Annotated in this window: 22 protein-coding genes; 7 read left to right on the top strand and 15 right to left on the bottom strand. The window is 62.4% G+C overall.

The window, feature by feature from the left end; all coding sequences use genetic code 11:
• Positions 1-20: 20 nt before the first annotated feature.
• The 5 genes from B0G76_RS18890 to B0G76_RS18870 all read right to left on the bottom strand — a co-directional run bounded on the left by B0G76_RS18890 (position 21) and on the right by B0G76_RS18870 (position 5,789).
• Positions 21-1,880: a TRAP transporter large permease subunit gene (locus B0G76_RS18890; RefSeq protein ID WP_120293934.1), complete on the bottom strand. Its 1,860-nt coding sequence runs from the start codon at positions 1,878-1,880 to the stop codon at positions 21-23.
• Positions 1,881-1,884: 4 nt separating this feature from the next.
• Complete coding sequence (locus B0G76_RS18885; protein WP_120293933.1) at positions 1,885-2,928, bottom strand: TRAP transporter substrate-binding protein; 1,044 nt, start codon at positions 2,926-2,928, stop codon at positions 1,885-1,887.
• 159 nt (positions 2,929-3,087) lie between these two features.
• Positions 3,088-3,852: an SDR family NAD(P)-dependent oxidoreductase gene (locus tag B0G76_RS18880; protein WP_120293932.1), complete on the bottom strand. Its 765-nt coding sequence runs from the start codon at positions 3,850-3,852 to the stop codon at positions 3,088-3,090.
• Between the two features lie 96 nt (positions 3,853-3,948).
• Positions 3,949-4,947, bottom strand: a complete 999-nt coding sequence (locus B0G76_RS18875) for a transketolase family protein (protein WP_120293931.1) — start codon at positions 4,945-4,947, stop codon at positions 3,949-3,951.
• Positions 4,944-5,789, bottom strand: coding sequence for a transketolase (locus B0G76_RS18870; RefSeq protein ID WP_120293930.1), 846 nt, complete (start codon positions 5,787-5,789; stop codon positions 4,944-4,946). Before B0G76_RS18870 ends, B0G76_RS18875 begins: the two co-directional genes overlap by 4 nt.
• Positions 5,790-5,900: 111 nt before the next feature.
• Between B0G76_RS18870 and gcvA the strand changes: the two genes are divergently transcribed.
• Complete coding sequence (gcvA, locus tag B0G76_RS18865; RefSeq protein ID WP_259460630.1) at positions 5,901-6,818, top strand: transcriptional regulator GcvA; 918 nt, start codon at positions 5,901-5,903, stop codon at positions 6,816-6,818.
• Positions 6,819-6,891: 73 nt separating this feature from the next.
• On the opposite strand, the gene B0G76_RS18860 is transcribed toward gcvA, so the two are convergent.
• On the bottom strand, positions 6,892-7,785 hold the full coding sequence (locus B0G76_RS18860; RefSeq protein WP_183082088.1) for a LysR family transcriptional regulator: 894 nt from the start codon (positions 7,783-7,785) through the stop codon (positions 6,892-6,894).
• Between the two features lie 120 nt (positions 7,786-7,905).
• Here B0G76_RS18860 and B0G76_RS18855 point away from each other — a divergent pair, with 120 nt between their 5' ends.
• The gene (locus B0G76_RS18855) at positions 7,906-8,367 is read left to right on the top strand and encodes a heme-binding protein (RefSeq protein ID WP_259460629.1); all 462 of its coding nucleotides are present in this window, start codon (positions 7,906-7,908) and stop codon (positions 8,365-8,367) included.
• Between the two features lie 16 nt (positions 8,368-8,383).
• On the opposite strand, the gene B0G76_RS18850 is transcribed toward B0G76_RS18855, so the two are convergent.
• Positions 8,384-8,695: a hypothetical protein gene (locus B0G76_RS18850; protein ID WP_074289754.1), complete on the bottom strand. Its 312-nt coding sequence runs from the start codon at positions 8,693-8,695 to the stop codon at positions 8,384-8,386.
• Positions 8,696-8,926: 231 nt separating this feature from the next.
• Here B0G76_RS18850 and B0G76_RS18845 point away from each other — a divergent pair, with 231 nt between their 5' ends.
• Entirely contained in the window at positions 8,927-9,559 is a 633-nt protein-coding gene (locus tag B0G76_RS18845) for a ParB-like protein (protein WP_183082087.1), read from the top strand.
• Between the two features lie 8 nt (positions 9,560-9,567).
• On the opposite strand, the gene B0G76_RS18840 is transcribed toward B0G76_RS18845, so the two are convergent.
• Positions 9,568-11,259, bottom strand: coding sequence for a metallophosphoesterase family protein (locus B0G76_RS18840; RefSeq protein ID WP_120293926.1), 1,692 nt, complete (start codon positions 11,257-11,259; stop codon positions 9,568-9,570).
• A 338-nt stretch (positions 11,260-11,597) separates the two neighbouring features.
• Here B0G76_RS18840 and B0G76_RS18835 point away from each other — a divergent pair, with 338 nt between their 5' ends.
• The 4 genes from B0G76_RS18835 to B0G76_RS18820 are packed head-to-tail and all read left to right on the top strand — an operon-like array spanning position 11,598 to position 16,029.
• The gene (locus B0G76_RS18835) at positions 11,598-12,359 is read left to right on the top strand and encodes a DUF3348 domain-containing protein (protein WP_120293925.1); all 762 of its coding nucleotides are present in this window, start codon (positions 11,598-11,600) and stop codon (positions 12,357-12,359) included.
• Between the two features lie 10 nt (positions 12,360-12,369).
• Positions 12,370-14,724 carry a DUF802 domain-containing protein gene (locus B0G76_RS18830; RefSeq protein WP_120293924.1) on the top strand — a complete coding sequence of 785 codons (2,355 nt, stop codon included), beginning with the start codon at positions 12,370-12,372 and terminating at the stop codon, positions 14,722-14,724.
• Positions 14,721-15,368: an OmpA family protein gene (locus B0G76_RS18825; RefSeq protein ID WP_120293923.1), complete on the top strand. Its 648-nt coding sequence runs from the start codon at positions 14,721-14,723 to the stop codon at positions 15,366-15,368. Before B0G76_RS18830 ends, B0G76_RS18825 begins: the two co-directional genes overlap by 4 nt.
• A complete protein-coding gene (locus B0G76_RS18820; protein WP_259460628.1) occupies positions 15,361-16,029 on the top strand; it encodes a DUF2894 domain-containing protein in 669 nt (222 codons plus the stop codon). Before B0G76_RS18825 ends, B0G76_RS18820 begins: the two co-directional genes overlap by 8 nt.
• A 74-nt stretch (positions 16,030-16,103) precedes the next feature.
• Here the strand turns inward: B0G76_RS18820 and bla are convergent, their stop codons facing one another.
• The 7 genes from bla to alr all read right to left on the bottom strand — a co-directional run bounded on the left by bla (position 16,104) and on the right by alr (position 23,556).
• A complete protein-coding gene (gene bla, locus B0G76_RS18815; RefSeq protein ID WP_259460627.1) occupies positions 16,104-16,949 on the bottom strand; it encodes a class A beta-lactamase in 846 nt (281 codons plus the stop codon).
• 110 nt (positions 16,950-17,059) lie between these two features.
• Complete coding sequence (locus B0G76_RS18810; protein WP_120293921.1) at positions 17,060-17,284, bottom strand: hypothetical protein; 225 nt, start codon at positions 17,282-17,284, stop codon at positions 17,060-17,062.
• Positions 17,285-17,415: 131 nt separating this feature from the next.
• Positions 17,416-19,530 (bottom strand): phosphocholine-specific phospholipase C, encoded by a 2,115-nt coding sequence (locus B0G76_RS18805; protein ID WP_120293920.1) that lies wholly within the window; start codon positions 19,528-19,530, stop codon positions 17,416-17,418.
• Between the two features lie 27 nt (positions 19,531-19,557).
• A complete protein-coding gene (locus B0G76_RS18800; RefSeq protein WP_120293919.1) occupies positions 19,558-19,746 on the bottom strand; it encodes a hypothetical protein in 189 nt (62 codons plus the stop codon).
• 155 nt (positions 19,747-19,901) lie between these two features.
• Entirely contained in the window at positions 19,902-20,321 is a 420-nt protein-coding gene (locus tag B0G76_RS18795; RefSeq protein WP_120293918.1) for a hypothetical protein, read from the bottom strand.
• Between the two features lie 18 nt (positions 20,322-20,339).
• Positions 20,340-22,277 carry a bifunctional diguanylate cyclase/phosphodiesterase gene (locus B0G76_RS18790; RefSeq protein ID WP_120293917.1) on the bottom strand — a complete coding sequence of 646 codons (1,938 nt, stop codon included), beginning with the start codon at positions 22,275-22,277 and terminating at the stop codon, positions 20,340-20,342.
• Between the two features lie 202 nt (positions 22,278-22,479).
• Positions 22,480-23,556, bottom strand: coding sequence for an alanine racemase (gene alr, locus B0G76_RS18785; protein ID WP_120293916.1), 1,077 nt, complete (start codon positions 23,554-23,556; stop codon positions 22,480-22,482).
• Positions 23,557-23,661: the final 105 nt, after the last annotated feature.

The following is a 23,661-nucleotide window of genomic DNA, read 5'->3' as shown; positions in this document are numbered from 1 at the left end:
CAGCCTCGTGCATCAGCGGATCAATGCAGGAAGCCGGTCGAAATCCAGGGCACTGCGGCGACGATGATCAGACCAACCATCAGCGCGGCGATATAGCCGAGGATCGGCTTCATCCCTTCGTCCGGATGGATGCGGCTGACCGCACACGCCGAGTAGTAGCCAACACCGAACGGCGGTGCGAACAGGCCCACGCCCATCGACAGAATCACCACCATGGCGTAGTGCACATCGTGAATGCCCATTTGCCGCGCGATCGGAAACATCAACGGACCGAACAACACGATCGCCGGTATGCCCTCGAGCACGCTGCCGAGAATCACGAACACGCAAATAGATGCGGCCATGAACATCGCGGCGCCGCCAGGCAGCCCGCTGAGCGTCTGCGCAAGCTGCCCCGAGAAACCCGATTGGGTCAACGCCCACGCCATGCTCGTCGCCGCGCCGATAATCAGCAGAATCGCACCAGACAACGTCGCGGTGTCGATGAGCATCGGCTTGAGCCGCTTCCACTCGAAACGGCGATAGATCAGCAGGCCGGCCAGCACCGCATAGGCAATACCGATCGTCGAGACTTCGGTGGCCGTCGCGATCCCTTCGACCACCGCTGCGCGAATCACGAACGGCAAGGCGATCGCAGGAAATGCGATGACGAACTTGCGCAGAATCTCGACGCCCGTCGCACGTTTGACGCCCGACATGTCTTCGCGCCGATAACGCCACTGCACCACGATGCACAAGGTCATCGCCAGCACGATGCCCGGCAGCATGCCGCCCGTGAAGAGCGCCGAGATCGACACGCCGGTCACCGAGCCGAGCGTGATCAGCACGAGGCTCGGCGGAATTGTCTCGGTCTGCGCGCCGGTCGCAGCGAGCAGTGCGACCAGATCGCCGGGCTTCGCACCGCGCGCTTTCATTTCGGGAAACAACACGGGTGCAACCGCCGCCATATCCGCGGCTTTCGAACCCGAGATGCCCGATACCAGATACATCGCGCCGACCAGCACATACGACAGGCCGCCACGCACGTGCCCCAGCAGGCTCGCGAGGAACGCGATCATCGCCGCGGCCATGCCGGTCATCTCGATCAACTGGCCGAGGAACACGAAGAGCGGCACCGAGAGCAGGATCAGATGCGACATGCCCTCGTCCATCCGGCCGACCACCACCGGCATCGGCGTACTCGTGGTCAACGCGAGATAGCCGAAGGTTGCGAGTCCGAATGAAAAGGCAATCGGCACACCGCTCAGCACGCCGAGCGCGACCAGGCCGACAAAGAAGATCAGCAGGTTGATATTGCCGAGATCGCGGAACAGCGGTCCCAGCGCAATGAAGATGCCGACCAGCGCGCCGACCGTTGCGATCGCGCCAAGCGTCAGGCGCCAGTTGCCCATGCGCGCGAGCCGTACCACGGCCACCAGCAGCATCAGCGCCGAGCCCACCGGCAACGCAGCCGCGCGCCACGAGTTCGACAATTCGAGTGCCGGCGTGGTGATGAACGCTTCGTCCTGCGCGAAGCTGATCGCCGGACCGATCACCATTGCAAGGAACGCGATCGGCGCGGCGATCGCGACCACGTCGAGAAAGGCGCGCACACCCGGCGACGCCATGCCGACCAATGCCGTCATCCGCATATGCTCACCGCGCCGTAAAGCGATCACGGCACCGAGCATGGCGAGCCACAGGAACAGCATGGAGGCCAGTTCATCGGACCAGACGAGCGGCGCGTGCAGCAGATAGCGGCTCGTCACACCGGCTAGCAACACGACGATTTCCGCGAGCACCAGCAAGGCGGCGGGAATCTCCACCAGATGGCCGAGGGCGGAGTCGAGCGCGCAGGCAAACCGATGCTGGCGCTCGTGCGAATAGGAGATCGAGATCATCGCTTTACCCCAGTTTTCCGACTGACTTCTCCAGCAGGCCCCACGCCTCGTCGCCGTATTTGGCTTTCCAGTCGTGGTAGAAGCTCGTCTTGGCCAGCGCGCCGCGGAACGCCTCGCGGTCGACATCGATGAAGGTGATGCCCTTCGATTTCAGATCGTCGCGCAACGACAGGCTGAGCCTCGCGATATCCGCGCGCTGCAGCATCGCGGCTTTTTCGAATTCGCGTGTGACGATCGCGCGGATCTCGGCCGGCAGACGCTCCCATGCGGCGCGGTTGCCGAGAATCCAGTAACCGTCCCACACGTGCGACGTGAGGCTGATGTACTTCTGCACTTCATAGAGTTTGGCCGTGGCGATGATCGGCAGCGGATTTTCCTGACCTTCCACCACACCGGTTTGCAGCGCCGAATAGAGCTCGTTGAAATTGATCGGCGCCGGTCCCGCGTCAAGCGCTTTGAAGAGCGAGGTCAGCATGGGCGCTTGCGGCACGCGAATCTTGAAGCCTTTCAGATCAGCCGGCGTGCGCAACGCCCGGGTCGATGAACTGATCTGCCGGAAGCCGTTGTCCCACACCTTGCTCAGCGAGACGAGCCCCGACTTGCCGATTTGCGTGCGGATGTAGTTGCCAAGATCGCCGTCCATTGCCTTCCAGACCGCGTCGTAGTCCTTGAATGCGAAGCCCGTGTTGACGATGCCCGCGACAGGCGTCAGCGTGGCCAGAATCGACGAGGCCTGATTGAAGAATTCGACACCGCCATTGCGCACCTGCGAGAGCAGATCCGTATCGGAGCCGAGCTGATTTTGCGGAAAGAGCTTGATATCGAGGCGGCCGTTAGTCGCTTCGCGAATGTGATTGATCGCCTCCTGGGCGCGGACGTTGACGGGATGCGTCGGGTCCTGGCCGGTCGCCAGTTTGTACGAAAACTCGGGGGCCGCCATCGCGCTTCGCGAGATGCTCCATAACGGCGCGGCGGCGGACAGGGCTGCACCCGCCTTCAGAAAGGTGCGGCGGCTGATGCCCTGCGGGGCGTTCGAACGGGTAGTCATGGTGTCTTCCTCCAATCCTGGATCGCGCGTCGTTATGGTTTTCTGGTCTCAACCGCGGCGGCTGCACGTATTGCTCGCCGCGGTCGTCTGTTCTCTACTACAGGGGCTCCATCGCCGCCGCCGGCCTCCCGCCAGACGGCCCGCCCCGCCGGAGCTGGATTAGCCGTGAATCAGCATGCCGCCATTCACATCGATCACCGCGCCGGTAATATACGACGACAGGTTCGACGCGAGGAACAGGAATGCGCCGGCCACATCGTCGGGTACACCCAGACGATTGAGCGGAATGCCCGCGAGAATTTCGCCGCGCTTGTCGTCGCTGATCTTGCCCGCGTTGATGTCGGTCTGGATCAAACCGGGTGTCACGCAGTTCACGCGAATGCCGTCGTTGCCGAGCTCACGCGCCATGGCCTTGGCGAGGCCCAGCACGCCCGCCTTCGCCGCCGAGTAATGCGGGCCGCCGAGAATGCCGCCGCCACGCTGTGCCGAAACCGACGACATGCAGCCGATCGAGCCGCTCTTCTGCTTCTTCATCTGCGGAACGACTGCTTGCGACAGATACAACACGCCACGCAAGTTGACGTCGAGGATCCGGTCCCAGCCTTCCGGATCGATCTCGAGAAGCTTGGCGGCCTGGGTAATGCCGGCGTTGTTGATCAGGATATCGATCGAACCAAAATCGGCCACAGTACGTTCTACCGCCGCCTGGCAGGCGCCACGGTCAGTCACGTTGCACACATAGCCGCGATGCCCGGGCCCGATCGACGCAGCGGCTTCGACTGCGGCGTTTTCGTCGAGATCGAAGATGGCGACGCGTGCGCCGTGCGCCGCGAACATGCGGGCTGTCGCCATACCGATGCCGCGCGGCGACGCGCCACCGGAAATGACGGCGACCTTGCCGTCGAGTAGACGTGACTCTGACATGATGCGTATCTCCTGAATATGAAGCTTATGATTTGCCAAATTGTTTGCTATCGGTGAGTGCGCGTATGTGCGGCGCTTACCAGCCTTGATGAACCTTTACCGTAGCCAGCCTTTGATCGTGTCGCACATTGCCTCGGTGGAAATGCCGTAGCGGTCGTGCAAGGTCGGCAACGCGCCCGCGTCGAGAAATGCGTCGGGCAAACCGATCTGGCGGAACGGCGGCGTGACGCCGTTGGTCAGCAGCACGGCGGCCACTGCCTCGCCCAGTCCGCCGATCACCGTATGGTTCTCCGCCACCACCACGAGACGGCCTGAGCGGCGCGCTTCGCGCAGCAGCGTGACGGTGTCGAGCGGCTTGATGGTCGGCACATGCAGCACACCCACGTCGACGCGATCGGCGGCCAGCGCCTTCGCCGTTTCCAGCGCGCGCATCGTCATGATCCCGGACGAGATGATCAGCACCTCGGCGCCGTCGCGCAGCAGCTTCGCTTTGCCGAGTTCGAACCGATAGTCGTATTCGTCGAGCACGACCGGCACGTTGCCGCGCAACAGCCGCGCATACACGGGCCCGCGATGGTCGGCGATCGCCGGCACCATCTGCTCGATTTCGGTGGCGTCGCACGGGTCGATCACCGTGAGGTTCGGCATCGCGCGGAACAGGGCGAGGTCTTCCGCCGCCTGGTGGCTTGGACCGTAGCCGGTTGTGAGACCGGGTAAGGCGCAGACGATCTTGACGTCGAGGTTGTCCTCGGCAATCGCCTGATGGATGAAGTCGTAGGCACGGCGCGCGGCGAACACCGCATACGTGGTGACGAACGGCTGTGCGCCTTCGTGCGCCATGCCGGCCGCGGCGCCCATCAGCAGTTGTTCGGCCATACCCATCTGGTAATAGCGCTCCGGGTATTCCTTCGCGAACAGATGCAGGTCGGTGTATTTGCCGAGATCGGCCGTCATGCCGACCACTTCGGGCCGGTTGCGCGCCAGTTCAACCAGTGCGTGGCCGAACGGGGCCGAGCGGGTGATCTGCCCTTCACCGGCAATCGAGGCGATCATCGCCGATGTCTTCAGACGCGGTTTCGGTACGGCGGCGCTCATACGGTTCTCCCGGCTTCCAGCGCCTGTAGCGCGAGTTGCCACTCGTGCGCATCGACGCGGATAAAGTGATTTTTCTCGCGCGCTTCGAGGAACGGCACGCCACACCCCATCCGCGTATCGCAGACGATGATTCGCGGTTGCGCTTCCGGATGCGCATGTGCCGCATCGAATGCGGCGACGACGCCCGCGAGATCGTTGCCGTCCACACGCTGGACGAACCAGCCGAACGCCTGGAGCTTCTCGACCAGCGGCTCGAACGCCATGACGCTCGACGAGGGGCCGTCGGCCTGCTGGTTGTTGACGTCGACCATCGCGATCAGGTTGTCGAGCTTCCAGTGAGCCGCGGACATCAGGCCTTCCCAGATTGCGCCTTCATCGAGTTCGCCATCGGAGAACAACGTGTAGACGCGGGCATCCGAGCCTTTGCGCTTCAGACCCAGGCAGCGGCCCACCGCGATCGTCAGTCCCTGCCCGAGCGATCCGCCGGACATCTCCATGCCGGGCGTATAGCTCGCCATACCGGACATCGGCAGACGGCTGTCGTCGCTGCCGTAGGTTTCCAGTTCTTCGTCGGCGATGATGCGGGCCTCCATCAGCGCCGCGTACAGCGCGATGGCGTAGTGACCGTTCGATAGCAGAAAGCGGTCGCGGCCTTCCCATTCGGGGTCGTCGGCGCGATAGCGCATGGCGCGGAAGTAGGCGACGGCGAGGACATCGGCGATATCGAGCGCCTGGCCGATATAACCCTGCCCCTGCACTTCGCCCATGCGCAGCGCGTTGCGGCGAATCTGATAGGCGTGCTCCGCGAGCTGGGCGTACGGCGCGGTTTCGCTAGTGGTCACTGTTTGTCTCCTTGTGAATCGCTTCGCAGGGGCCGCTGTGATGCCGATCCCAGTGACTCAAGCGTAATCTCGCGCTCACACGCGCTCAAACGAATTAAGATGGGCCAATGGATGAATTCAATTCACCTTGATGCTGCCATGCACAATCGCGTCACCTTCAAGTCGATACAGGCATTCGAGGCCGCCGCGCGGCTCTCGTCGTTTGCGCTCGCAGCAGACGAACTGTTTGTCACACCCTCGGCCGTCAGCCATCAGATCAAGCTGCTGGAAGAGCAATTGAGCATTCGTCTGTTCCATCGGCTGCACCGCACGGTGATCCTGACGGACTCTGGGCGGCAATACGCTGAGGAAATCACCGCGGCATTCGCGCGGATCGACTCAGCCACTCGCGAGATCGGGCGCGCCGCCAAGAGCGACATCCTCACGATCCATTGCACGCCCAGTTTTGCGACCCAATGGCTGATGCCGCGCATCGCACGTTTCAGTGCGGCGCATCCGGATATCGACGTGCGCTTGAATGCCTCTTCAGAGGCGGTGAATCTGATCTCGGAGGCGGTGGATATCGACATCCGCTACGGGCCGAGAAAGCTGCAACCGGCCGGCACGATGGTGCTCGAGTTGCCGTCCGAGACGATCGTGCCGCTGTGCTCGCCCGCGCTCATGACGGGGGAGCATCCGCTACGCAGCGTCGCGGATTTACAGCACCATGCGCTGATTCATAGCGAGGGGTGTCTGGTGGGGTGGCGAGACTGGATGCGCCTCTATCGCAAGACGCGGCTCGATATCGGACGCGGTCCGCGTTTCGATCGATCGTTCATGGCGATCAGTGCGGCGGTCGACGGCCTGGGCGTCTGCCTCGAAAGCCTGCTTCTGGCGCAACGCGAACTGGAAACGGGGCGACTGGTGGCGCCGTTCGGCCTGGAAGGACTGCCGGTACACGGCTATACGCTGAACCTGCTGAAATCCCGCGCCGAATTGCCGAAGCTGCATAGCTTCCAGGACTGGCTGTTTGCGGAACTTGAGAAGTGACGCGCGCACGGCTCTGTTCCGGTCATTCGCAAACAAGCAACAGGCGACGGCGCGATCCACCCGCACCGGGCCCTCAGATAACGTCTTCGCCTTTTCCAGCAACAAGACGAACGGCCAGAAAGTCGATCAGCGTGCGAATGCGACGGGGAACCGGACGCCCCGCCGTCCACACCAGATGCACAGGGACGGGTTCGGGCTCGAACGAGTCCAGGACCGTCACCACCTGCCCCGCGTCGAGCAGTTTCTGCACCTGAAAGATCGGTGCCCGGCCGATGCCCGCGCCGGCCGCGGCTGCCGCATTGCACGCTAGCGCGTTGGTGGACCGGAACCGCCCCGTGACACCGACAACGCCCCCTGCCCGATTGAATGTCCAGGTCTCGCGCTCGGCGTGCTGGCGCAGAATGCAGTCGTGTGCGGCAAGATCGGACGGATGAGCCGGGTAACCGCGAGCGGCGAAATAGCCCGGCGCGCCGAACACCACCCGTCGCAACATGCCCACCTGTTTCGCGCGTAAGTTCGAATCCGGAAGACGTCCGAGGCGGACCGCGAGATCGATGTTCGCTTTCGCAAGGTCGAGATGCTGGTCGGCGAGCACGAGTTCGGCCCGGACAGACTCGTGAATTGCCAAAAACTTCGCAAGAATCGGCGAGACAAAGTCAGCGCCGAATGCCGTTGGTGCGCCGACGCGAATACTGCCGCGCAACTGCGTGACGTGGTCGACGAGTTCATCGCGCGCAGCGTCGATTTCTCCCAGCGCGGGCCGAATTCGCGCGGCAAATTTCAGGCACGCCGCAGTGGGCTCAACACGGCGTGTCGTTCGATGGAACAAAGTCGCGTTCAACTCACGCTCGAGCGCGGCAATGGCGCGGCTCACCGACTGCAACGTTCGCCCCAGCGACCGCGCCGCGGCTGTCAAGCTTCCTTCGTCGAGAATAGCGAGCAGCACTTCATATTCGTCTTTGTTCATGCACGTCATTCTCTCGTTTTCTGGAAGAATCTCTGACGGTTCGCGCGGCTATGCGCAAGCCGATCGCCGCCTTACATTCTAGCCATGTTGATATCCAACGGGTTCCAAAGGAGGCGACGAATGACCCAACGAAACGAGAACGGCATGCCGGTGAAATACAGCGACCGGTTCAACCTGGCCGATGCGCGCCAGGTCGCATGCGCTGCCGAAGAGGAGGCGATGCGTCATGGCTGGCCGATGGTCATTGCGATCGTGGACAGCGGCGGACACCTGGTGTTTCAACTGCGGCTCGATGGCGCGCAACTCGGTAGTCACGACGTCGCAAGACAGAAGGCCGAAACAGCCGTGCTCTTCCGGCGTCCCACGCGCGTTTTCGAAGACGCACTCGCGCAAGGCGGACTCCATCTGCGCCTGCTCGGCATGACTAACCTGGTGCCACTCGATGGGGGAATTCCACTGATTCGCGACGGCGCCGTGGTCGGCGCGATCGGTGTGTCGGGTATGCGTTCCGACCAGGACGCACAGGTCGCCCAGGCCGGCGCCGATGCACTGCCGATGACAGCACCGACGCCCGGCCTTTAAGGTTTTCCTTTGAGGGTTAAGGTTTGCCTTTGAGGGTAAACGGAGCCAACAGTGACTGTACGTCGACCTGCTGCCCCTGGAGCAGAAGCAGCCTTGCGTGAAGCACCGTGTTCTCGAGAACAAGCTTGGCGGTGCTCAGCAAATACAGCGCGTGGATGTCGGAGACCGACATGTTGCCTGCTTCGACCAGGTGATGACGCTCGACAAGTGAACTCATGACGAGCCGCCTGAGTTCCTGTTCTCCGAATGGAAGGTCCGCGTAGTCGATCGGGTCGTCTGCTTCCACTTCCCTCAGCAGTTCCACCAGCGTTTCTGTGCTCACGTCCATGTGCAGGCTCCACGTTGTCGATTAAGACCAGCATAGCCAAACAGAGTCACCAGCACTCATAGCCTACCGCTTCTGAATAAGGGAGTCCAGCCTGGGCCGTAGCGAAGTGGGATGATCGACTGACCGATGTCCTCAAGCTGTGCGCTACGCCACATATCTATTGCCGATGGAGGCGTCCATCACATCTCCATGGGTGCGTGTGCAACGTTCCAGCGCAAGGGCAGCGGTAGAATGGCCCCGGATATGGAGGGTCACCCTATGGCAACGATAACGAGTATCGACATTGAACAACTGCGCCCGCTGCAGGCAACGGTGGGCATGCTGGAAGTCGACGCAAAACGAAAACACCTTTTGGCCATGAATGCAAAGTCTTTGAAAGACTTTCTGAAAAGCGCGCCGATTCCAACCGTCATTGGCAAGCGTGACAGGCACTACGTCATCGACCACCACCACCTCGCGCGTGCGCTGTGGGATGGCGGCATCAAGAAGGCATTCGCCATGGTCGTGGACGACCTGTCGCGGCTGTCAGACGCGAAGTTCTGGGACACCGTGATTGAAAAACGCTGGGTGCATCCCGTCGATGAACGCGGCATCCTGCGAGCCATTTCCGCGATTCCCGATGAGGTCTCCGCCCTCACCGACGACCCGTTCCGCAGCCTCGCCGCGTTCGTGCGCGACGCAGGGGGCTACATAAAGACGCCGGAACCCTTCGCCGAATTTCAGTGGGCGGATTTTTATCGCACACGCATTCCGATGTGGACGAGCGAATCGCAGTTCAAGGCCGCCGTCGACCAGGGTGTCCATCTTGCGTGGAGCCCCGACGCCCGGACGCTGCCGGGCTTCAAGTCACGACAAGTGAAATAGCGTCGAACTCACCCCCGCCGTTTCTTCTTCAACTCAATCGTTTCGAACAACTCGTAGTCTTGCGTGGGTGTCTGGTCCGCACCCGGCGCGTGATAGTAGTTCATCGTAATCGTGGTCTCGCCACCCGAGTGTCCCGGATCGTGATCGAACACCGCGATACCGTAGCCCGTGCCGGTATCCCGTTGCGCCGACCAGACGGCATCTTCGACGGCATCCGCGCTGGTACGCATAAAGGTACCCGGCGTTGTGCCGGCGACCGGACGATTAGGCCGCGTGAAAATGCGCGCCTGTGGCAAGCCGGTACCGGCATCCACCCCGTACACATCGAGCGGTGCACTCGTCCCGCCGCCGCCGAGAATCAGGTGAATCGTGCCGTGACTCGTATCGAAGGTCGACGCCCCCGACGATACCGCCGACATCACCGGCCGCGGCTGCAATGTATCGACCACGCGCCCCGTGGCGATATCGGTGCCCTTGTTGTGGTTGCAGCCGCGCACAGGATAGCTGCGCTCGTAATCATGGTCATGCCCGCACAGCACCAGGTCCACGCCGTGGCGGTCGAACAGCGGCAGCCAGGCTTCGCGGATGCCTTTGTCGGAACCGTTGCCGGTTTTCGATGAACTCAGCGCGTCCTGATGCATCTGCACGATGATCCAGTCGACTTCGTCGTCTTCCGCCGCCCGGCGCAATGTTTTCTCGAGCCAGCGGGTCTGCTCGCCCTCGCTATATCCGCGCACATAGAGCGACGTGCCCGGTTGAATCGGCGGATTGCCGGTGCTCGCCACCGGCACCAGGGGGCTCGGGCCGGCCACGAACGCAGCCGCGTCCTGATAGACCACGTCATCCGCATCGAGCGAAATGAAGAGCACCGAGCTCACGCGGAAGCTGTACCAGCGCCCCTGAAAGCGCGTGCGATTCTCCGGCAACGTATAGCGCGAAAGATACGAAGCGAGGCCTTGTTCGCCGTTGTGGAATTCGAGCTCGTGATTGCCCGGACACGGCATCCACGGCCGGTTCGACGCCGAGGTCTGGCAGTTGTTGCCGAAATCGCGCCACACGTCCGGCTGGTGCATCGGGTTCAGGTTGGCGTAGCAGAGATCGCCGTTGAGCAGGTGAAACAGCGGCTGAAATCGCTCGACAGCCTGAACCGCAAAGCGGCTCTGCGGCGACGACAGCACCCAGCCGGTATTGGGCGTCGCGAGATCGCCGTAACTCGTCCAGCGAAATGGCGCACGACCCCGGGGCGCCGTGCTGAAGCTCGCGGTAAAGGGCTGAGCCGCGTTGCTGTCGTTGTCGGCGGTAACCTCGTACTCGTAGCGCGTATCGGCCTTCAGGCCACGTAGACGCGCGTGATAGGTGAACACGACCTCGCCGTTGATGCCATCCGTATAGGTGCTTTGGACACCGTACACCGTGACTCTCGGCTCGCCCGCGCCGCTTAAACGCACCTGCGGGTTGACCGCCGGCGCCGGCGACGCCCACGATACGGTGACCTCGCTCGTCGGATCGTTGCCCCAGGTCAAATGGACCTGCTCCGGCGTGCCGTCGGGCGCGCTGTTCTGGGCTCGCGCCGCTGACGCGAGCGTGCCCGCGGCCGTCGCGAGACTCGATGCGCCCGCAAACTTCAGAAACCCACGGCGCGAAACGATGGTAGCGCCCTGATCGGTCGGCAATTCCTTGGTGATTTTCTTGTTTGTCATGTCGGGTGTTGTTGCACGAGGGTGGAAGGTCGCCAACGCGGACGGCGGGCGCACCGTGTCAGGTGGGCCGCATGTGCCGGACCGTACTAGGGCGCGACAGAAGTGACACGGCATCCTAGTCGTGAAGCTATGACAGCCCGATGAAATGGCCGGACCTGGAAAATGCCATCAATACTGCCCACATGGCGTGGAAAAACCCGGCCCGGCGACACAATCCAGGCATCGCGAGCGGCCTGTCGGCCACGCTGAAATGGCGCGTTCGGCGGCCCCACTCTTTAAGGGGCTGCATCCCCCACCCCGCTGGCGTGTAAACTGCTGACTTTTTTGACTCTGGTGGAATGGTGCAAGTCCCACAGCGCACAGCTTTCAGTGGCCCGGCGCTCATTCGCATACTTGCTCGCCTGACGGACGTCGATGTTCCCGAATCCAGCCAATCGCTCTCGGACCGGTTAAGCCAATGGCTCGGCTGGACCGACGCGATTGCTTTGTCCTCGGCGCTCAACAACAATCCGCCGGCCGTCGCCGCCGGCGCGCGCGCCTTCAGCGACGCTGAAGAGCGCGAGTGCGCCCGCGTGCGGACGTCGTTGGCCAATGCCATCGCGGGCGATAGCGTGTTGACGGCCGCGAGGCGTCGCGGGCCTGCGGCGCATACGCTCGCTCAAGGCGCCCCCACGGATGCGCCGGTCGATTACGCAGTGTTTCGTCAGCGCTACCTCTCCATTCAGCAGACGATGGAGACGGGCATCGGCACGCTGCGTGGCCGTCTGCGGGCCATGCTGGCCGCCAGAACGCCCGCCATGGCCCGCCTCGCGGTGGTGGACGCCGTGATGGAGCGAGCGCTCAGCGAGCGCGAGCGGAGCCTGCTGGCCGCCGTGCCTGGATTGCTCGCAGGGCACTTCGAGCGGTTGCGCCAGGCAGAGCAACAGACGCTGGCCGACGCCGACGCCACAGCCTCGCCAGAGGCCGTAACAGCAGCACCCGCCACGCCCGGCGCCTGGCTGGACCAGTTCCGCAAGGATATGCAGAGCGTATTGCTTGCCGAACTGGATGTTCGTTTACAACCGGTCGAAGGGTTGCTCGCGGCCCTTCGCACCTGCTAACTGGGACACTATGTCCAGATATCTCAATCTCGTTGTTTTTCTCGCAGGTCTGGCCGCAGTGTGCTGGATCGGTGCCGGCTACGTCGGCTCGAACACGCTGGCATTGGCTGTCACGATGTTGATCGCCATGTGCTACGTGGCGGGCGCGCTCGAATTGCAGCGCTATGGCCAGGCCACCTCCACCCTGGCGCAAGCGGTCGCGGGCCTGTCCGCGCCGCCGCCCAGCCTGGGCGCCTGGCTCGACCCGCTGCATCCCAGCTTGCGCAATGCGGTACGCCTGCGCGTCGAGGGTGAGCGTGTGGCTATGCCGGGCCCGGCGCTGACGCCGTATCTGGTCGGCCTGCTCGTGTTGCTGGGCATGCTCGGCACGCTTCTCGGCATGGTGGCTACCCTGCGGGGCACGGGCATGGCGCTGGAAAGCGCGACGGACCTCCAGGCTATCCGCGATTCGCTCGCCGCACCGGTCAAGGGTCTGGGCTTCGCATTCGGCACCTCGATCGCGGGCGTGGCCACATCCGCGATGCTGGGCCTGCTTTCTGCGTTGAGCCGGCGCGAGCGGATCCATGCCGCGCAAATGCTCGACGTAAAGATCGCGACAACGTTGCGCATCTACTCGCAGACCCATCAGCGCGAGGAAAGCTTCAAGCTCCTGCAGCGCCAGGCCGAGGTGATGCCGACCCTGGTCGATCGTCTGCAGGCGATGATGGCGGCCATCGAGCAACAGAGCCTCGCCTCGAACGAGCGGCAGATTGCCAGCCAGGACGCCTTCCACAGCAAGGCCGAGGCCGCTTATACGCGCCTTGCAACCTCCGTGGAGCAGTCGTTGAAGGAGAGCGTCGCCGAAAGCACCCGCGCCGCCAACGCGGCGCTGCGGCCGGTCATGGAGGCCACGATGGCGGGCCTCGCGCGCGAGACGGCCTCGCTGCACGACACCGTCACGCAAGCCGTGCAGCGGCAGTTGGACGGGCTCTCGACCGGTTTCGAGGCAACCACCACCACCGTCGCGGACATCTGGAACAGAGCACTGGAGGGGCAGCAGCGAACGAGCGAGGCGCTCACCCAGCATCTGGGCGCGTCGCTGGATCGATTCACCGAGACCTTCGAGCAACGCTCGGCCGGTCTGCTCGATGGCGTTTCGGCGCGCCTCGACGCAACGGCTGAGAGCGTTTCGGCAGCGTGGAACGAGGCGCTGTCCCGGCAAGAACACGTCGGCGAGAAGCTGGCTGGCCACAATCAGCAAGCCCTGGCGGCGGCCGTTGCGACTTTCGAACAACACTCGGCGTCACTGCTGCGCACAGTGGGTCAGTCGCATACGGACTTGCAGACGGAACTTGCCGCGCGAGATCAGCAACGTTTGGCGGTCTGGACTGACACGCTCGGTTCGATGGCCACGACGTTGAGCCAGGAATGGGAGCAGGCCGGTACGCGCACCGCGAGCCGGCAGCAGGAAATCAGCGACACGCTGGCGCAAACCGCGCGCGACATCTCGGCCCAGACGCAGGCGCACGCGAGCAACACGATCGCCGAGATCGACCGGCTCGTCCAAGCGGCGGCCGAAGCCCCCAAGGCTGCAGCGAACCTGCAGGCGGAACTCGCCGCGCGGGATCAGCAGCGGCTGGCGGCCTGGACCGAAACGCTCGGTTCCATGGCCACGACGTTGAGCCAGGAATGGGAGCAGGCCGGTACACGCACCGCGAGCCAGCAGCAGGAGATCTGCGACACGCTGGCGCAAACCGCGCGCGACATCGCGGCCCAGACACAGGCGCACGCGAGCAGCACAATCGCCGAGATCGGCCAACTCGTGCAAGCCGCGTCGGAGGCCCCCAAGGCGGCGGCGGAAGTCGTCGCCGAATTGCGTCAGAAGCTCTCCGACAGCATGGTCCGCGATACCGCGATGCTGGACGAACGCAGCCGTCTGCTGGCAACGCTTGAAACCCTGCTCGATGCCGTGAACCATGCCTCCACCGAACAGCGCTCGGCCGTCGACGCGCTGGTCGCCACGTCGGCGGATCTGCTGGATCGCGTCGGCACGCGTTTCACCGACAAGGTCGAACTCGAGACCGGGAAGCTGGGCGCCATTGCCGCGCAGGTCACGGGCAGCGCCGTCGAAGTGGCGAGCCTTGGCGAAGCATTTGGCGCGGCTGTGCAGTTGTTCGGCGAGTCGAATAGCACGCTGGTCACGCATCTGCAGCGTATCGAAGCCGCGCTGGACAAATCCCTCGCGCGCAGTGACGAGCAATTGGCCTATTACGTGGCGCAGGCAAGAGAAGTCATCGACCTGAGCATGATGTCGCAGAAGCAGATTGTCGAAGACTTGCAGCATCTCGCGGGCAAGCGCGCGTCCGTCGGAGTTGAAGCGGCATGAGCGAGGAAATCGACGGCGGCGTGGAGACAACGGCGCCCATCTGGCCCGTCTTCGGCGACCTGATGTCGGTGCTGCTGGGCGCCTTCGTGCTGATCCTGGTGAGCGTCATTGGCGTGCAACTGGAACTCTCGACCCGGCTGGAACAGGAGGTCAAGCAGCGTCAGCTGGAAACGCAGCGCCGCAAGACCCTGGAGCAGGCGCTGGCCGGACCGCTGGCAGCGGGCCGGGTGACGCTGGTCAACGGACGCATCGGCATCAACGGCAACGTGTTGTTCGCACTGAACTCCGATCAATTGCAGCCCGAAGGCCGGGACGTCCTGAAGAGCCTGGCGGGGCCGCTGTCCGCCTACCTCAAGGCCAATGACCAGATCCTGATGGTGAGCGGCTTCACCGATGACCGGCAGGTGCGCGAGGCCAACCGCCGCTTTGCCGACAACTGGGAGCTGTCGGCCCAGCGCGCGTTGACGGTGACCCGTGCATTGATCGATGAAGGCGTGCCCTCCTCGTCCGTATTCGCGGCCGCCTTCGGTTCCCAGCAGCCCGTCAGTTCGAATGCCGACGACCAGGGCCGGGCCAAAAACCGGCGAGTGGAAATCGCGCCGGTCCCGAGGCCTTCGACCGCAACGGTGAAGCCTCGTGAGTAACGTGACGGGTGCGAACAGTGGCGCTACCGAAGTGAAAAGCGACGCGCGTGCAACGCTCGACGCATGGCGCGAGCGCGGCGCGGATCGTCTGGACCCCATCCGCTTTCATTTCATCGAGGCGCTGGATCGGCGGGCAGCGGACCACAGTGGCGAGGCGCGGCGTCTGCTGGACGACAGGTTATCCAAACTGGTCGAGGCCTATGCCGACGATCTCGAGCGCGCGGTATCCGAGGCTGTCGATGACTGTACAGGCACTGGCACTGGTACCGCGGCACCATCCAGCCAACCCGCTCACGGAGCGTTGACCGGATTGATCGATTACATCGCCAACCATGCCCCCGCTACACGCCGCCCCGCTTATCCGGAACTGGAGGCGCTCGATTATTTCAGGGAAACGTGGTCCAAGGTCCGGTCCGAGAAACAGTTGCGGCAGTCGCTCAAGAAAGCACCGGGCAATGCCGGCCCGCTCAACTCGAGCAGCCTTGTGCATCGATCGCTCTCGCTGATGAGCGAACTGTCGCCCGGGTATCTTCAGCAGTTCCTGTCGTACGTCGACGCATTGTCCTGGATGGAGCAGATAAACGGTGGCGGCGCGTTGCCGGCTAAAGATGCACCGCGCGCAGCGACCGCGAAGAAGAGTGCGCGAAGCAAAACCCGTTAGCGCGGGAAGCAGATCAGTCGAAGCCCTGAACCATCACACTCCGGCCAAAAACAATCCGCCGGTCTGCGCCGTTTTCACGTTCGATCCGCTGTCCACTTCACGAATGCTTCACCGACCTCCCGCAAGACGGCCTCCCGAGCGTGCATGCCAAGCGCGGGCGCATCGTAATAGGCCGCGATGACAAGCGGAGCACGTCCCGGTGGGCGCACGATGGCATAGTCGTTGGTTTCTGATTCCACGCTCGTTCCGGGTCTGTCACCTGCTATCCAGTCCGGCGGTAGCGCAGCGCGGAGCCGGTTCAAACCCGGCTTGCAGGTAATCATCCAGCTTTCCAGTTGCGCACGCGATTGGGGACTCAGAACATGTCCCAAGAGAATTTGGCTCGCCGTCTTCGTGATCGATCGAGGCGTCGTGGTATCGAGCACGCCGCTAGTTTTATTTGACTCGGGTTCGTACCGGTCGGAGCGCGTCACCGTATCGCCGAGACCGCGAACGAATTGAGTCAGACCGGCAGGACCGCCAGCGCTTCTCATCAACAGCACGGCCGCCGCGTTGTCGCTTACCTCGACGATAGCCTGGCACATCGCGCGGACCGACATCGCGCCTTCCGCGACGTGTGCCTTCGTCACAGGCGACGTAAAGATAAGGTCTTTCTCGGTGTAGGGCACAAGGCGGGCAAGATCCTCTTTGCCGGCGTCCACGCGGGATAGCACCTGCGCGGCGAGCAGCCCCTTAAAGGTGCTGCACATCAAAAAGCGCTCATCAGCGCGATAAGCGAGCGTTCGACCTGAACCGGTATCGATAGCGAAGACGCCAAGGCGTCCGCCATTGCGGCGTTCGATGTCGGCTAACGGGGATGCGTTCGCGGCCAGCGTGGGTGCAGCGCCAAGGCTAAGGAGCAGGGGCAATCCGAGCGTCAAGCGTCGGCGTGTCACACAAATGGTCAATGAATCGTCCTCCGGGCTCGCCATAAAAAACGGGCCAGTCCTGCGAAGGACTGGCCCGCTCATCGCACACAATCACATCACAATCACGTCTGAGGATTCGTGTCGTCGGTGGCTTGAGTATTGTCGGCGACGTCCTGCTTCTCGCCGTCTTTCTTCTCGACCAGCGACTCCAATGCCCCGGCGCCTTCAAAGCCTGCCACGGCTGCGATACCTTTCGTCAGCAGACCTGCTTCCGGATCGACTTTTTCCGCTGCCTCAACGGCTGCTACTGCCCCAGCGATCTTCCCTACTTCATCCAAGAGTCCCATTTCGCCCTCCGCGAGAAAAAGTGAAATGCCATCCTCTCACGAACTCGGCGCCCTGTCGCCAAATGTAAAATTGATTTACCAGTTTGCGCCAACACCGAAATGACAATGAAAGAAATGTGTGATCCGTACGCTTAAATCGCCTTCGTCACCGGCGCGGTTGCAGCCGGATCGGTCACGCTAGTTTGGCCCGTTTCGACATGACCCGCAATGCGCCGTAACCAGCCCGCATTGCCCGCGACGGTCAATTGAAAGTCATACCACTGGCTGCTGCATGACAGGTCCCAATGTGCCTCCACGCTCTTTCCCGCCGGCACCGTCAATGTGAGCGGCGCCTGGCCATAGGCGACGTCGGACGCGGTGACCGTGAGCGGCGTGGTTCCCGCATTCGATAGCGTGACGTAGACGTTGCCGTTGGCCACGTCGTAACAGGTCACCACATCCGGCTTGGCGGCGGCATCCGCACTCGACGAACCCGCGAAGCGCCGGAAATAGCCGTTCGGGCCATAGACGTTCACCATGTAGTTGCCGTTCGCGTCGAACGCCCACGTGTCGGTCAACTGCTTGCCGGCTTCGACGGTATAGCGACGCGGCATCGCGCTCGGGTCGCCCGTGTACACCCAGAAATGCGCGCCCTGCGTGCCGGTGTTCGCAAACGTCAGCGCATACCCTTGCGACTGCAACTGCCCGTTCACATGCAACTCGTAGGGCAGCGCACGCGCGGGCCGCGTGCCGGTCTCCTGCGCCGCCACCAACTGCTGCGCGGTGCTGGCCGGTGCGGCCTGCGCCGTCGACCGCGCGCATTGAAGATCGGCTTGTGCAACGTAAGTTTGCGTACTCGGCAGCGAGGGTACCGTCGAATCGGACTTCGAGAAGTCGAGCGCCGAAGTCAGGTCACCGCAAATCGCACGGCGCCACGGCGAGATATTGGTTTCGACTACGCCAAAGCGTTTTTCGATGAATTGCAGCACCGACGTGTGATCGAACACCTGCGAGCAGACGAAGCCACCCTTCGACCACGGCGACACCACGTTCATCGGCACGCGCGGGCCGAGGCCGTACGGCAGGTTGTCGGCGGTATAGGTGCCCGCTTGCGTCGCGGTCACCACGTTATGCCGTTCGAGCGAGATGTCCACGGTGCTCATGCCGGAGCCCGGCAACGTCGGCGCCTGCGGCGGCACCACGTGGTCGAAGAAACCGTCGTTCTCGTCGTACATGATGAAGAGGACGGTATTGCTCCACACATCGGGATTCGACGTCAGCGCATCGAGAATCGTCGAAATGTAATTGGCGCCGTACAGCGGCGTAAACTTCGGATGCTCCGAATACGCGGCGGGCGGCAACAGCCACGACACTTGCGGCAATGCATTAGCCTGCACATCGGCCTTCAACTGCGTCAGCGTGCGTGTACTCATCCCCCGGTTTTGCAGCGAGGAACCCGCCGGTGCGTTCACGAAGTTCTGGAACGAGGCCAGCATATTCGTGCCGTAGTTGCCGCTGAAATTGTCGAAGCCGGTGCCCTGCTGATAGATCTGCCACGAGATGCCGGCCGTTTCCAGCCGCTCGGGATACGTGGTCCAGTTGAAGGGCTGCAGTTTAATGCTGTCGAACTGGTTGTCGATGTAATCGGTGTTGTCGAGTAACGGGCCGCCACCCGTGGCGAGCGGGTCGACCATCCCCGTCATCAGATACATGCGGTTCGGGTGCGTGTTGCCCGGGATCGAACAGAAGTAGTTGTCGCACACGGTGAAGGCATCGGCGAGCGCGTAATGGAACGGAATGTCCTCGCGCACGTGATAGCCCATCGTCATATTGCTCTTCTGCACGGCCCACTTGTCGGCGCGGCCGTTGTCGATTGCACCGTGCGTGGTGGCCCACGTATGCGGCAGGCCGCCGATACACTGCGCGTTGACGCTCGGATTGGTCGTGTCGTAGCGGAACGGCGCGATCACTTTCGTCGGATCCTCCTGGCGCGGCTGGAACCACACCGGCTGACCGTTCGGCAGCGTCACGGGGAAGCGGTCGTTATAACCGCGCACGCCGCTCAGGTGACCGAGATAGTGATCGAACGAGCGGTTCTCCTGCATGAAGACAACAATGTGCTGCACGTCCTGGATCGTACCCGTCACAGAACTCGGCTCGATTGCCAACGCCTTGCGAATCGATTCAGGAAACAGGGTAGTGGCGGCTGTCGCGCCCGCCAGGCCGGCGGACAGCTTCAGAAAATCTCGACGCGTTTTGGTGACCATGCGATGGACCTGGTTTGAATTCTGAGCTCAGGAGGCGGGCGGAACGAAACCCGGCGGGCAACTCATATGCGCATTGGCGACGGTGGCGTTGCCACATGCGGCCTTAGTCGCAGTGGGCGTCGGCGTGGACGATACGCCGTCGCCGCATGCGCTGAGCAGCGCTGCCGCAGCAATCGAACAGAAGAGCGCAAAAAGCCGGAATGCCGACGTCGCCATGACGTATCTCCGTGGAAGTGAATGACGGACGCGATCGCGCGTCGACAACCGCCGCGCTCAGGCGCAAGCGGTGCCGAGAAGATAATTACCCTTTATTACACGCGAGTGTCGTGCTTGAAAGCAGGTGGACTACAAAGGTGAACTGCGTGACGCCGCTAGCGCCTGGGTGGCTGCGGATTATTCGCCGGATTGGTATCGAACCTGGCCACGCTTTGAATGCCGTCGTCACTGATCAGTGCCCGCAATTCGGCTTCGATCACGTCGGCGATTTTCTTGCCGTATATCTCGTCGCCATTCACATAGACTGTGAACGACTGCAAGTACTTCGCTTTCTTCTCCGGGTTCTCGATGGTCTGCCGCGTCCACTGATAAAGCGGATAGTTTTCCGGCCCCTGCTTTTCCGCCTCGCTCACGTAATCGGCGAAAGCGTCGAACTGACACTTCAGGGTCGCGTTGTGCCTGCGTAGCAGATCACGAAGCGCGGCATGTGAAGCACCTTCCACGTTTGCGCGCAGGTCGTTTGCAAGCTCGGGGGAGACGGTGATTCTCAGCTGGAATTGCCATGTGGGTTCCATGTACACCTCGGTATCGAATCACGTGCGCGCGGTAGCCGAATGCGCGGCAAGCCTTGTTTCGATCTGCGGAATCTCTCCACCCCGGACCGGCTTGCCCAGAAGAAAACCCTGAGCATGCGTGCATCCGCAGACGCGCACAAAATTCAGCTGCTCCTGCGTCTCGATGCCTTCCGCTGTGGTCGGTATGCCGATTTCCCGCGCCAAAGCCACAATCCCGCGAACCACCGCCGCGGATTCGCGACGATGCACGGACTCCTTAACGAACGAACTGTCGATCTTGAGTTTGTCGAACGAGAAACGCACGAGCGTCGACATGGTTGAAAACCCGGTGCCGAAGTCGTCGAGCGCGAGGCCGATTCCCATCGCGCGGAGCTTCTCGACATTGTGACGGGTGACGATATCGTCGCTCAACAACACCGTTTCGGTGACTTCGATATTCAGACGCGCCGGCGGCAACCCCGTCTTGCCCAGAATCGTCGCGACCGTCGCGGCGAATGATTCCTCCCGCAATTGCACCGGCGAAACATTCACGGCGACGCTCACCGCATCACGCCAGGTGGCCGCTTCCGTGCAGGATTGCAGCAAGGCCCACTCGCCCAGTGCGAGGATCAGACCCGTACGTTCGGCCGTGGGAATGAATGCGGAGGGAGACAGCTCGCCGCGAGTCGGATGCGTCCAGCGAAGCAGTGCCTCGCGGCCGGAAATCGTGTCGTTGCTGAGATCGACAATCGGCTGGTACTCCATGCGCAAATCGTTATAAGTCTGCATCGCGCCTTCCAGATCGCTGCGCAGGAGGCTCAGACTTTCGTCGGATGCGTGCCTGACGGCATCGAAGATAGCAAAGGCACTTTTGCCACTGCGTTTGACCGCGTACAACGCACGGTCCGCGCAGATCAGCAATTGCGGCCCTGTCTTTGCGTGATCCGGATAAAGCGAGACGCCCACACTCGCACCGATATGCACCAACGCCTCGCTCAATACGAAAGGACGCGCCAGCGTTTTGACGATGCAGCCTGCCAGCAAATTGACGTCGCGGGGTAACGCCGTGCCGTCGGCAATGGCGACGAACTCGTCGCCGGCCAGGCGTCCAACCAGGTCGCCGGCCGGCAGTACTTCACGCAATCGAACCGCGGCCTCCTGAAGGATCTGATCGCCGGCGGCATGGCCCAGGCTGTCATTGATCGCCTTGAAGCCGTCGAGATCGATCAGTAGCACCGCGAACCGATGATCCCGCTGCAACGAGCCTGCCGCGGTGCGCTCCAGCAGAAGTTCGGTAATGCGAGCGCGATTGGGCAGGCCAGTGAGACTGTCCTGGTGAGCGAGCCGATGACTGCTTTCGCGCGCCAACAGTAACGCAACGGTATCGCGATTGCTGCGCAAGGCCACGGTAAAGAAACCCGCCGCGCAAAACGGAGCCTGAAACAGCAGCACGAGCTTGCCGGAGCCGGGCGAAAGCGCCGCCCCCCAACCCAACAATCCGAGAATGAACGAAATCTGCAGAAGCACCAGTCGGGGTGTGCCCGCGTTGCGTCCGGCCAGTCCGCCGATCACGCCCACCGCGCAAACGTTGCCGAGCAGAAAAAGCGTCTGATTTCCGCTGGTATTGCACAAGAATGCGCCGAAACCGAAAAGTGCGGCCCAGAGAAGGCTCGCAAAGAGGAAGGCAGAGGTGGGGGTCGGCAGGTTGCGGGCGCTGCGCCGGCAACACAGCCAGATCAACGTGAGACGCGTAATCAGCAGCGCGACCACCGCGCTGCCCCACCACGCATACAGGGGCCTTGGAATCAGATAGTAGGCGGTCGCGCAGACACTGATTTCGCAGATCGACGCAAATACAATTGATGCAGTTCGCGTGAATAGATTGGCAAGCAATATTTGCCGGTTGTCAGCGCTCAGGTTCTGAGCGGAGGACACCACCCACCTGAAAAATGGAGACCTCGGTTCGCTGAAAGCCATGACCTACGCATTTTTAATGGTTAGTGGATCGAATGTAACGCGCCTCGCGATTATTACGTAAAAACAGAATGTCCGGTGCAACGTTATGGCGTTGCATTGGACCCCACAATACCTGCGCAACAGCAATGCTGCGCCGCATCCCGGCCGAAGATGCGGCTATTCCTTGCGGCTTGCCTCACGCTCGGGCAATACAGAGGGTCATTCAGGCAACTTCTACCGGCACCCGTTTTGCCAAGGCGCACATCAGTTCGTACCCGATCGTCCCCGACGCGTGGGCGACGTCGTCGATCTTCACCTGGTCGCCCCATAACTCGACTTTTGAACCGATCTGCGCGTGCGGACACGGCGACAGGTCGACGGTGAGCATGTCCATCGAAACACGGCCCACCACTTGCGTCATGACACCGTCGATAGCGATTGGCGTACCCGTCGATGCGTGCCGCGGGTATCCGTCCGCATACCCGCATGCGACCACGCCAATGCGCATTTCACGATTCGCGGCGAAGGCACGGCCATATCCGACTGTTTCCTGCGCCGACAACGACTGCACACCGATCACTTCGCTCCTGAGCGTCATGGAGGCACGCAGGCCCACGTCGTCAATGTGGCGCGACTGACCGGTGGGCGACCCACCGTAGAGCACGACACCCGGGCGCACCCAGTCACGATGCGCCTGGGGATGCCACAGAACAGCCGCCGAATTCGCGAGACACCGTTGGCCCGGTATGTCCTGAGTCACGGCGTCGAAGCGATCCATCTGCCATGCCACATCGCCATCGTCGGCATTCGCGAAATGGCTCATCAAGGTGATCTCGCCGATGCCCGGAATCGACCTCGCCTGCTCCCACGCGGCACGGTACGCGTCGGGCCGGAATCCAAGACGATTCATTCCGGAGTTCATCTTGAGATGCACATTGAGCGCGTTGGAACGCTCAAGTGACGACGAAAGGCGCAACAGATTGAGTTGCTCATGGCAATGCACGGCCATGGAGAGATCGAACTGTTGGGCGATTTGCGCGTCGCCTGGTTTGAACACGCCTTCCAGAAGCAGAATCGGTTTGGTCCAACCCAGCTCGCGCACACGGACCGCTTCGTCGAGATCGAGTAGCGCGATGCCGTCGGCTTTTGCGAGTGCCGGGAAAATGCGATCGATTCCGTGCCCGTATGCGTTGGCTTTGACGACGGCCCAAACCCGTGACCGAGGCGCGCGCTGCTTGACGAGGGAGAGGTTGTGGCTGACTGCGCCGGGATGAATCTGGGCAACGATGGGGCGTGGCATAGGCGGTGTTAGGGGCTTGTTTGGAAAGGGAATGCGCGCCCGTTGCCAAGAACCTGCATTATGGTCATCAGGCAGCGTTTTTCGCTATCGTATCCAGCCGCAACC

Source organism: Paraburkholderia sp. BL23I1N1 (assembly GCF_003610295.1).
GTDB lineage: Bacteria > Pseudomonadota > Gammaproteobacteria > Burkholderiales > Burkholderiaceae > Paraburkholderia.
Note: the sequence above shows the minus strand (reverse complement) of the source record. Positions and strands in the feature narration are given on the sequence as shown.